At 70.8% G+C, this 10,850-nt stretch carries 11 protein-coding genes; 2 read left to right on the forward strand and 9 right to left on the reverse strand.

Features of this window, described 5'->3' with window-relative positions; genetic code table 11:
* Positions 1-35: 35 nt before the first annotated feature.
* The 9 genes from AB0F58_RS03850 to mqnC form a co-directional block, all read right to left on the reverse strand.
* Entirely contained in the window at positions 36-1,361 is a 1,326-nt protein-coding gene (locus AB0F58_RS03850; RefSeq protein ID WP_357137470.1) for an NADH-quinone oxidoreductase subunit D, read from the reverse strand.
* Positions 1,358-2,095 (reverse strand): NADH-quinone oxidoreductase subunit C, encoded by a 738-nt coding sequence (locus tag AB0F58_RS03855; protein ID WP_357137473.1) that lies wholly within the window; start codon positions 2,093-2,095, stop codon positions 1,358-1,360. The genes AB0F58_RS03850 and AB0F58_RS03855 overlap by 4 nt, the downstream gene beginning before the upstream one ends.
* A 37-nt stretch (positions 2,096-2,132) precedes the next feature.
* Positions 2,133-2,810, reverse strand: a complete 678-nt coding sequence (locus AB0F58_RS03860; protein WP_357137475.1) for an NADH-quinone oxidoreductase subunit B family protein — start codon at positions 2,808-2,810, stop codon at positions 2,133-2,135.
* A 14-nt stretch (positions 2,811-2,824) separates the two neighbouring features.
* A complete protein-coding gene (locus AB0F58_RS03865; protein WP_357137478.1) occupies positions 2,825-3,190 on the reverse strand; it encodes an NADH-quinone oxidoreductase subunit A in 366 nt (121 codons plus the stop codon).
* 91 nt (positions 3,191-3,281) lie between these two features.
* Positions 3,282-4,556, reverse strand: coding sequence for a geranylgeranyl reductase family protein (locus tag AB0F58_RS03870; protein WP_357137479.1), 1,275 nt, complete (start codon positions 4,554-4,556; stop codon positions 3,282-3,284).
* 136 nt (positions 4,557-4,692) lie between these two features.
* Positions 4,693-4,923, reverse strand: coding sequence for a hypothetical protein (locus tag AB0F58_RS03875; protein ID WP_357137482.1), 231 nt, complete (start codon positions 4,921-4,923; stop codon positions 4,693-4,695).
* Between the two features lie 60 nt (positions 4,924-4,983).
* Entirely contained in the window at positions 4,984-5,694 is a 711-nt protein-coding gene (locus AB0F58_RS03880; RefSeq protein ID WP_357137484.1) for a demethylmenaquinone methyltransferase, read from the reverse strand.
* A gap of 83 nt (positions 5,695-5,777) precedes the next feature.
* Entirely contained in the window at positions 5,778-6,983 is a 1,206-nt protein-coding gene (locus AB0F58_RS03885) for an LPXTG cell wall anchor domain-containing protein (RefSeq protein WP_357137487.1), read from the reverse strand.
* Between the two features lie 514 nt (positions 6,984-7,497).
* The gene (mqnC, locus tag AB0F58_RS03890; RefSeq protein WP_357137490.1) at positions 7,498-8,688 is read right to left on the reverse strand and encodes a cyclic dehypoxanthinyl futalosine synthase; all 1,191 of its coding nucleotides are present in this window, start codon (positions 8,686-8,688) and stop codon (positions 7,498-7,500) included.
* A gap of 351 nt (positions 8,689-9,039) precedes the next feature.
* Here mqnC and AB0F58_RS03895 point away from each other — a divergent pair, with 351 nt between their 5' ends.
* Positions 9,040-9,804: an N-acetylmuramoyl-L-alanine amidase gene (locus AB0F58_RS03895; protein WP_357137493.1), complete on the forward strand. Its 765-nt coding sequence runs from the start codon at positions 9,040-9,042 to the stop codon at positions 9,802-9,804.
* 41 nt (positions 9,805-9,845) lie between these two features.
* A complete protein-coding gene (locus AB0F58_RS03900; protein ID WP_357137495.1) occupies positions 9,846-10,721 on the forward strand; it encodes an ATP-grasp domain-containing protein in 876 nt (291 codons plus the stop codon).
* The last annotated feature ends 129 nt before the right edge of the window (positions 10,722-10,850 follow it).

A 10,850-nucleotide genomic window follows, 5' to 3' on the forward strand; every position in this document is an offset into this window, starting at 1 on the left:
CGCGACTGCGGGGCTCGCAAGCTCACTCCTCGCGCTCACCGGTCACAACCACCCATCACGGGGTCCAGCGAGGCACCACCGGCGATCACGTCGGCGATCAGGCCCCCCTCGGCCATGGCCGGGAGCGCCTGGAGGTTGACGAAGCTCGGCTCCCGGTAGTGCACCCGGTACGGCCGGGTGCCGCCGTCGGAGACCGCGTGCACGCCCAGCTCGCCCCGGGGCGCCTCGATCGCCACGTAGACCTGGCCCGGCGGAACCCGGAAGCCCTCGGTGACCAGCTTGAAGTGGTGGATCAGCGACTCCATCGACTGACCCATGATCTTCGCGACGTGCTCCAGCGAGTTACCCATGCCGTCGACGCCGATGGCGAGCTGCGCCGGCCAGGCGATCTTCTTGTCGGCGACCATCACCGGCCCCGGCTTCAGCCGGTCCACCGCCTGCTCGACGAGCTTGAGCGACTCCCGCATCTCGGCCAGCCGGACCTGGTAGCGGCCCCAGACGTCGCCGTCCGGGTGGGTCGGCACGTCGAACTCGTACGTCTCGTAGCCGCAGTACGGCGCGGTCTTGCGCAGGTCCCAGGGCAGCCCGGCGGAGCGGAGCACCGGCCCGGTCACGCCGAGCGCCACGCAGCCGGTCACGTCGAGCACGGCGACGTTCTTCGTCCGCTCGATCCAGATCGGCTGCCCGGAGAGGAGGTCCTCGTACTCCTTGAGCTTCTTCGGCATCTCCTTGAGGAACTTGCGGATCTTGACGATCGCGTCGTCCGGCACGTCCTGGGCGACCCCGCCCGGTCGGACGTACGCGTGGTTCATCCGCAGGCCGGTGATGATCTCGAAGATCTCGAGGATGTACTCCCGCTCCCGGAAGCCGTAGAGCATGATCGAGATGGCGCCCAGCTCCATGCCGGTGGTGGCCAGCCAGACCAGGTGCGAGGAGATCCGGTTCAGCTCCATCATCAGGACCCGGATGGTGGTGGCCCGCTCGGTGATCTGCTCCTCGATGCCGAGGAGCTTCTCCACCGCCAGGGCGTACGCCGTCTCGTTGAAGATCGGGGCGAGGTAGTCCATCCGGGTGACGAAGGTCGAGCCCTGCACCCAGTTGCGGTACTCGAGGTTCTTCTCGATCCCGGTGTGCAGGTAGCCGACGACCGACCGCATCTCGCGGACGGTCTCGCCCTCCAGGTCCAGGATCAGCCGCAGCACGCCGTGGGTGGACGGGTGCTGCGGACCCATGTTGACGACGATCCGCTCGTCGTTGATCGGGTCGGTGCCGGAGACGACCTGGTCCCAGTCCCCGCCGGTGACGGTGAAGACCCTGCCCTCGGTCGTCTCGCGCTCGGTGGCGTAGCTCGGGGTGCTCACTGGTAGGACCTCCGCTGGTCTGGCGGTGGGATCTCGGCGCCCTTGTACTCGACGGGAACACCGCCGAGCGGGTAGTCCTTGCGCTGCGGGTGCCCCTCCCAGTCGTCCGGCATCAGGATCCGGGTCAGGTTGGGGTGGCCGTCGAAGAGGACGCCGAACATGTCGTACGCCTCCCGCTCCTGCCAGTCGGCGGTCGGGTAGACGGCGGTCACGCTCGGCAGGTGCGGGTTCTCGGCCGGCACGGCGACCTCCAGCCGCACCCAGCGGCGGTAGGTCATCGAGGTGAGGTGGTAGACCACGTGCAGCCGGCGCTCGTCCGCGCCGAGGTAGTCCACCCCGGAGACCGAGGAGCAGAGCTCGAAGCGGAGGGCGAGGTCGTCCCGCATCACCTGGCAGACCTCGGCGATCTTCTCCGGGCGCACGTGCAGGGTCAGCTCGCCCCGGTCGACGACGACCTTCTCGATCGCCTCGTTGAAGGCCGGGTACGCCTCCTCCAGCGCGTCGCGGACCTCGTCGAAGTAGCCGCCGTACGGCCGGGCGGCCTCCTCGATCGGCCGGCGCGGCCGGACCAGGCCGCCGAACCCGGAGGTGTCACCGGAACCCTGGATGCCGAACATGCCCCGACCGGCCGGGCTGGCCGGCGGGTACTCGGCCGGCGCGGTGCTGCTCGCGCCGGCCGGCGTCACCGGTACCGGAACACCACCGTCGTTCGTCTTGTCGTTCGGTGCGGTCACCGTTGCTGCCCTCCGTTCGCGACCGTGGTCCGCGCGCTCACTTGATGCCCTTGGGTGGCTGGAGGTGGTTCTGGGTCTTCATCCAGTTCTCGATCCGGAGCTGCTCCTCGCGCCCCTCCCGGACCGCCTGGGTCCACTCGGCGCGGCGGGCCTTGTCGTGCCGGTACGACGACGGCATCGAGCCGTAGGCGACCACGGGCACGTCACCGCGGGCCTGGCGGGCCTCCAGCATCTTGCGGCCGTTCGGGCCGAGCGGCTCGTGCCCGATCTTCTCGCGGAGCTTGAGGATCGCGTCGATCAGCATCTCCGGCCGGGGCGGGCAGCCGGGGAGGTACATGTCGACCGGGACGATGTGGTCGACGCCCTGCACGATGGCGTAGTTGTTGAACATCCCGCCACTGCTGGCGCAGACGCCCATCGAGAGCACCCAGCGGGGCTCGGCCATCTGGTCGTAGATCTGCCGCAGGACCGGGGCCATCTTCTGGCTCACCCGACCGGCGACGATCATCAGGTCGGCCTGCCGGGGCGAGGCACGGAAGACCTCCATGCCCCAGCGGCCCATGTCGTAGTGCGGCCCACCAGCGGCCATCATCTCGATCGCGCAGCAGGCCAGGCCGAAGGTGGCGCCCCAGACCGACGACTTGCGCGACCAGTTGACCAGCTTCTCCACCGAGGTCAGCAGGATGCCGGCGGGAAGCTTCTCCTCGATTCCCATGTGGGGTTCCTCCCTCAGTCCCAGTCCAGGCCGCCGCGCCGCCAGACGTAGGCGTAGGCGACGAAGACCGCGACGATGAACAGGACCATCTCCACGAAGCCGAAGATCGGCAGGGCGTCGAACGAGACCGCCCAGGGGTAGAGGAAGATGATCTCGATGTCGAAGACGATGAAGAGCATCGCCGTCAGGTAGAACTTGATCGGGAACCGGCCACCGCCGACCGGCTGGGGGCTCGGCTCGATACCGCATTCGTACGCTTCGAGCTTTGCCTTGTTGTAGCGGCGCGGACCGGCGAACCGGGCAGCCGCGATGGAGAAGAGAGCGAACGCCGCGGCGAGGGCGAACAGCCCGATGATGGGTGCGTAAGGCGAGAGCGTCATCGTGGTCTCCTGCTCGTCCTTCCCTGCCCTCGGTGGATGGCGAAATCACACTATTCACTTCACCTCCGGCAACGCACGCCGGGGGTGCGGCCTAGACGGCTGGCGCCGCCTTCGTCATCGCGTTGATGACCCGGTCCATCGCGTCCCCGCCGCGCGGGTCGGTCAGGTTGGCCAGCAGCTTCAGCACGAAGCGCATGAGCATCGGGTGCGGCATGCCGTGCTTGGTGGCGATCCGCATGATCTCCGGTCGGCCGATCAGCTTCACGAAGATCCCGCCGAGCCGGTAGTAGCCGCCGAACCGCGCCTTCAGCTCGGTCGGGTACGCCGTCAGCGCCCGCTCCCGCTCCGCGCCCGCCGGACGGGCCAGCGCCTGCACCGCGATCTCCGCGGCCAGCTCGCCGGACTCCATCGCGTACGCGATGCCCTCGCCGTTGAAGGGGTTGACCATGCCACCCGAGTCGCCGACCAGCAGCACGCCCCGGGTGTAGTGCGGCACCCGGTTGAAGCCCATCGGCAGCGCCGCGCCGAGGATCGGCCCCTCGGCGTTCGCCTCGTCGGTCATGCCCCAGTCGGCCGGGGTGTTGGCCAGCCAGTCGGTGAGCAGCCGCCGGTAGTTCGTCTTGCCGAAGGCGGAGGAGGAGTTGAGCACGCCCAGGCCGACGTTGACCCGACCGTCGCCGAGGCCGAAGATCCAGCCGTAGCCGGGCAGCAACGCGTCGCTGCCCTTGCTCCGCAGTTCGAGCCAGGACTCGAGGTAGTTGTCGTCGTGCTTGGCCGGGGAGCGGTAGTACCGCCGGACCGCCACGCCGATCGGACGGTCCTCCCGCTTGGCCAGGCCGAGCGCGAGGGGGAACCGGCCGGAGACGCCGTCGGCGGCGACCACCAGCGGCGCACGGAAGGTCGCCGGGACGCTGTCCGGGCCGACCTCGGCCTCGACGCCGGTCACCCGGCCGGAGGCGTCGAGCACCGGCCCCATGACGGTCACGCCGGTGCGCAGCTCGGCGCCGGCCTCGACGGCGCGCCGGGCGAGCAGGTCGTCGAAGTCCAGCCGGGTCCGCACGAGCCCGTAGTTGGGGAAGCTCGCCAGGTCGGGCCAGTCCAGCTCGAGCCGGAGGCCGCCACCGATCACCCGCAGGCCCCGGTTGTGCAGCCAGCCGGCCTCGGGTGAGGTGTCCACGCCCATCCGGATGAGCTGCCGGACCGCGCGCGGGGTCAGCCCGTCACCGCAGACCTTCTCCCGGGGGAACTCGGTCTTCTCGAGCAGCAGCACCCGGACCCCGTGCCGCGCCAGGTGGTACGCGGTCGCCGAGCCGCCGGGTCCGGCGCCCACGACGATCACGTCGGCGTCGTGTTCCACCGTCGTCATCCGGGCCTCCTCCCCCTACGCTCGTGAAACGCTTCACAAGCCAGTCGAGGAGGAGTCTATGACCGTCTTTACCCCCACCCAGGGTTAGGTGACCCTAAGTTGGCTGGAGGGGGATCGGGACGGCCTGAGTGAGCGCTCAGGGATGGCCGGGCGTCACCCGATCCAGGCCCACGTCGAGGCGGATCGCCTCGGGCAGCTGGTCACGCAGCGCGCCGCCGGCCACCCGGTCCAGCGCTGTCAGCACCTCGGCCACCACCTGCCGGACGACGGCCGGGTCGGCACCGGCGAGCTGGCGGAGATGAGCGACGAGTTCACGCGTGTCGTCCTCGTCCGCGGTGGCCCGGTACGCCTCGTCTGCTCCCGTCATGGCGGACAGCCTACGTGGACAAAGAACCCCAAAAAGGGATAACAGGGAAAGTCGGCGTGACTAGTCGCGGACCGCCCGGTGCAGGGCGGCGACACCGCCGGTCAGGTTGCGCCAGGCCACCCGGCTCCACCCCGCCCCACCGATCCGCGCGGCCAGCGCCGGCTGGTCGGGCCAGGCCCGGATCGACTCGGCGAGGTAGACGTAGGCGTCCGGGTTGCTGGCGACCGCGCGGGCCACCGTGGGCAGGGACCGCATCAGGTACGACAGGTAGACCGTCCGGAACGCGGGGTTGGTCGGGGTGCTGAACTCGCAGACCACCAGCCGCCCGCCGGGACGGGTGACCCGGGCCAGCTCACGCAGGGCCGCGTCCGGGTCCGACACGTTGCGCAACGCGAAGGAGATGGTCACCGCGTCGAAGGTCCCGTCGGCGAAGGGCAGCCGCAGCGCGTCCCCGGCGAGCAGCGGCACCTCCGGCCGTGCCCGCCGACCGGCGGCGAGCATGCCCAGGCTCAGGTCGGCGCCGACCGCGTACGCCCCGCTGCGGGCCAGCTCCTCGGTGGAGACCCCGGTGCCGGCGCCCACGTCCAGCACCCGCTCACCGGGCTCCAGCGCCAGCGCGGACCGGGTCGCCCGGCGCCAACCGCGGTCCTGGCCGAAGGCGAGCACGGTGTTGGTCAGGTCGTATCGGGCGGCCACGCCGTCGAACATCGCGGCGACCTCGTGCGGCTGCTTGTCCAGACTGGCGCGCTGGCCCTGCGGGGTACGGCTCACTCCTCCACTCTGCCAGCCCCGTACACGACGGGGCCGGGCGGGATGGTCGCCCACCCCGCCCGGCCCCGGGCGTGTTCCGGACGTCAGTCGGTGGACCGCTCGTCGGCCGGGGTCACCAGCACGACCCGACGACGGCGGGAGAGCACCAGCAGCGCGCCGCCGAGGAGCAGGACGGTGCCGCCGACGCCGCCGATCAGACCAGCCTGGACACCGGTCACCGGCAGTCCGCCGTCACCGCCACCGCCACCGGCCGCCGGCGGGACGCTCGGCGAGACGGACGGCGAGCCGCTCGGGCCCGGCGTCGGGGTGCTCAGGTCGACGAAGACGTCGAAGACCGCGTTGTTGTCGATCTCGTCGACCTCGTCGAACGCCCGACGCTGCGCCGGTGCGGCGACCTCCGGCTCGCTCTCCGGCTCGCCCGGCCCGACCTGGTCCAGCCCGGCGGCGAAGATGTGGCCGATCCGCAGCACCGGCTCGGCGACCTCCTTGGCCACCTTCACCCGCACGATGTCGCTGTAGAACTCGCCCGGCTTCAGCACCACCGCCGGGTCGTCGCAGAACGCCTGGGCGAGCCCGAGAAAGTCCTCCTGGACGCAGTTCTTCGGCAGCTCGACGAAGCTGACCCCGGCCGGCAGGGTGATGCCGTAGAACAGCCCGGTGGCCCGCCGGCTGCCGCCGTTGTAGACGGCCCAGTCCAGCGGGGCGGTCTCACCCGGGCGGACCGGCCGCAGGCCGGTCTCCTCGTCACCGTCGACCACGACGTCGGCGTAGACGTCCTGGGCCCAGGTGACCAGGTCGTAGCCGGGCTTGGTCACGTTGAGGTCGACCTCGACGGTGTTGTCCTCCAGGTTCGCGTCGGCGGTCGCGGAGGTGATGCTGACCACCAGCGTTCCGGCGGCACCGCGCTTGCCGGTGCTGAACAGCGGGATGCCGAAGTCCTCACTGGTCCCTGCGGAGAGGTCGCCGAGGACGCAGGAGTAGACGGCCTTCCCCTGTTCCTGGCAGCCGCCGGGGACGAAGAAGCCGATCTTCTTCTGGTTGACCTTCCGGGCATCCACCGTGACGGTGACGTCGCGGGCGTCCGCCGTACCCCGGCTGTTGTCCACGGTGAACTTGAAGGGCTTGGCCTTGGCCTCGGAGACGCCCTTGGCGATCTGGCCGCTGAGCGGGATCAGCGCCAGGTCGACCTGGTCGGCCGCCTGGGCCGGCGCACCGACCGCGACCAACCCGGCCGTGATCAGGGTCACGGCGCCGGTACGGGCCAGCGCCGAACGAGTGAACAGGTTCATGCGGTCCCTCGAGGTTGGATGCGTGGGAGAGGTGGGTGGGGACGGGCCGGCCCGGGTGGACCGCGCTGGCGGAGACGACGGGGGCGGGACGGTCGCCCATCCCGCCCCCATCGCGGTGCGTTATGTATACGGCCCGCACGGGCCGGCTGAGGACCGTCAGACGGTCGACGTCTCGTCGCCCCGGGTCACCAGGACCGCCCGGCGGCGACGGTCGGAACACGGAAGGTCATGAAGGTGTCCCCCATGGAGAACCGGAAAGAAGATGGCCGGACACGACACCCGACCAGCTCCGCCGACCGCACGTTAGCGGTCGGCGGTCGCCCCCGCCACCCCTTCGGTGAAGCCGGGGTGAGCTGCTCGGCTAAGAATCACTTAAGGATTGTCCGAATTGATGTGCTTGCCGGGTCGAACCGCAGGTCACACTGGCCCCAATGGGCATCATGATCGGCCCGCCCGCCGGACGACCACTGCCCGTTCGGTCGACCCCGCAGATTCGGCGATGATTACCGACCGTTTATTGGACATCCACCAATGGCAGCGAACGACCGACTCCGCCGCCGGGAATCGCAATCGACGAGAAGTGCGAGACGACGCGCTCGTCGGTGGGGTCGTCGGCCGGCGTACGGTGCACCGCCAGGTGGCGGTAGAGGGTGTCCCGCTGCGCCGGGATCCGGTCGGCCGACCGGATCATCGCGATCAGCTCGTGCAGGTTGGAGCGGTGCCGGGCGCCGGCCGAGGAGATGACGTTCTCCTCCAGCATGATCGAGCCGAGGTCGTCCACCCCCATGTGCAGGGCCAACTGGCCGACGTCCTTGCCCGTGGTCAGCCAGGACGCCTGGAGGTGCGGAACCGTCTCGAAGAAGAGCCGGGCCACCGCGACCAGACGCAGGTACTCCAGGGCGGTCGCCTGGGTACGCCCCTTGAGGTGGTTGTTCTCCGGCTGGTACGTCCACGGGATGAACGCGCGGAAGCCCTTCGTGCGGTCCTGGACGTCGCGGATCATCCGCAGGTGCTCGATCCGCTCGGCGACGGTCTCGCCGGTGCCCATCATCATGGTGGCGGTCGACTCGACCCCCTGCCGGTGGGCCAGCTCCATGACCTCCAGCCAGCGCTCGCCGGACTCCTTCAGCGGCGCGATCGCCCGCCGTGGGCGCTCCGGCAGCATCTCCGCCCCCGCCCCGGCGATCGAGTCCAGCCCGGCGGCCTTGATCCGGGCGATCGCCTCGTCCAGGCTCACCCCCGAGACCTTCGCCATGTGCAGGATCTCGCTCGGCCCGATCGAGTGGATGGCGAGCTGCGGGTACGCCTTCTTCACCGAGGAGAACAGCTCCTCGTAGTACTCGACGCCGTAGTCCGGGTGGTGGCCGCCCTGGAGCATCACCTGCGTCGCGCCCAGCTCGACCGCCTCGCCGCAGCGGCGCAGGATCTCCTCGGTCGGGTGGGTCCAGCCCTCGCGGTGCTTCGGCGCGCGGTAGAACGCACAGAACTTGCACGCGGTGACGCAGACGTTGGTGTAGTTGATGTTGCGGTCGATGAGGTACGTGACGATGTTGTCCGGGTACCGCCGGCGCCGTACCGCGTCGGCCGCCTCACCGAGGGCGTGGAAGGGCGCCTCGGTGTAGAGCAGCAGCGCCTCCTCGGGCGTGATCCGCCCGCCGTCCGCGCCGCGCTGCAGGATGTCGTCGATCTCCCGGCTCACACTCACACCTGCGAGCCTACTTCGCCCGCGAACCCACCCCGCCACGTCGGGATCCTGGTGTGACGAACAGCAGCTCCAGAGACACTCACGGAACCGGCGACCAGGTCGGCCGGGGCGGGGTCGGGCCCGGACCTGGCCGCCGCCTGCTGGACGATGCGTGAGTTCAGCCGGTCCGGCCGGCACCGCGTCCCCGCACCGACACCACGCGGCGCGACCGACCCCTGTCCCGGCAAGGCATTGATCGACTACGATCCCCGACATGTCTGCCGAACGATCCGCAGCCGACCGTCCCGCTCCCCCCGGCCGCCGTTACCGACCGGCACCCACCGGCGGAACCGTGCCGACGGGCCCGGCCTGATGGCGACCATTCCCTGGCTGGCCGACGTGCTCCGCGCCGCCGGCGTCCGCGTGGTCGAGCACGGCAACTGGCTCGGCCGGGTCGCCGGCAGCTCGTTCGATCCGATCGGCGTGCTCTGGCACCACACCGCCGCGACCTCCAGCGCCAGCAACCCGCACCCCGCGCTGAACATCTGCATCAACGGCCGGTCCGACCTGCCCGGCCCGCTCTGTCAGGCGCTGGTCGACTACCACGGCGTCTTCCACGTCATCTCCGGCGGCCGGGCCAACCACGCCGGTACCAGCCGGGGCAGCGGACCGATCCCCGCCGGGGACGGCAACACCATGCTGGTCGGCTGGGAGATCGACTACAACGGGGTCAACCAGGCGATGACCCCCGCCCAGTACTCCGCCTCGGTGCTCGCCACCGCCGCCGTGCTGCGGCGACTCGGCCGGGACGCCAGCCACGCCCGCGGTCACCGGGAGACCAGCACCAGCGGGAAGATCGACCCCTCCTTCATCGACCTCGACTCGATGCGCGCCGACGTGGCCCGTCAGCTCACCGGTAACCCACCCCTCGACCTGTGGAAGGACGACATGAAGCTGATCCAGTCGCCCGGCCGGGGCATCGCCCTGGTCGGCCCCGGCTACTTCCGGCAGTTGCGCAACGACGAGGAGGTGCACGCCGCCGTCGCCCTGGCCGGCAACCCCCTGGTCGGGAACGACCGCCAGTTCGACCTCTGGCGCAGCATCGCCTACGACGGTCAGGTCAAGGCCCCCAGCTGACCTGCGCGGCCGGGGCAGCGGCGTTCGGCGAGGATGGTGGGATGCTGCTGCTGGTACCTGCCGACCCGCTCCGTCCGCACCGTCCCGACCAGCACTTCGCACCGGAGGCGACGGCAGCCCGGGAGGCCGGCGTACCGGTCGCGGTGGTGGACCACGACGCGCTCGCCCGGGGCGACGTGAAGGGCGCGTTGGGACGCCTGCCCGGCCGGGGCGAGGCGGTCTACCGGGGCTGGATGCTCCACGCCGAGCGGTACGCGGCCTTCGCGGAGGCGCTGTCCGCCCAGGGCGTCACCCTGCGTACCCGCGCCGAGCAGTACCGGCGGGCGCACGAACTGCCCGGCTGGTACCCGGCGCTGACGTCGGTGACCCCGGCGACGACCTGGACCGCAGGCGACGGGCGTGAGGCCTTCGAGCTGGCCCGCGTCGAGCTGGGCGACGGCCCGGCCGTGCTCCGCGACTACTGCAAGTCGATGAAGCACCACTGGGACGAGGCGGCCTTCGTCCCCGACCTGACCGACGGCGAGGCCGCCTGGGCGGTGGCCCGCCGGTTCCGGGAGCTGCGCGAGGACGACTTCGTGGGCGGCTTCGTGCTGCGTCGCTTCGAGCGGTTCACCTCGGCGGAGGTCCGCACCTGGTGGCGCGACGGCCGGTGCGTGCTCGTCGGCCCGCACCCGGACACCCCGGACCGGCCACCCGTCGACGACCCCGACCTGACCGTCGTCACACCGCTGGTGGCCGCCCTCCAACTGCCCTTCGTCACGGTCGACCTGGCCTTGCGCGACGACGGCGTCTGGCGGGTGGTCGAGCTGGGTGACGGCCAGGTCAGCGATCGACCCACCACCGTCGAGCCAGCCCGCCTCCTCACTCCGGCCCTCACCCCCAACCTCGTTGATCATGGAGTCGTGGCGCCCGATTAAGCCTTGGATGTGAGCTTTGGGTGGTGCCCGAAGTCCATGATCGACGGCGGTGGGGGCGGGCCGGGGTGGGGTGGGGTGTAGCAGGGGTGGGGGTGATCGGGGGGTTTTCCACAGGGGGCGGAGTTGTCC

This window comes from Micromonospora sp. NPDC023956 (genome assembly GCF_040639195.1).
In the GTDB taxonomy this organism is placed as follows: domain Bacteria; phylum Actinomycetota; class Actinomycetes; order Mycobacteriales; family Micromonosporaceae; genus Micromonospora.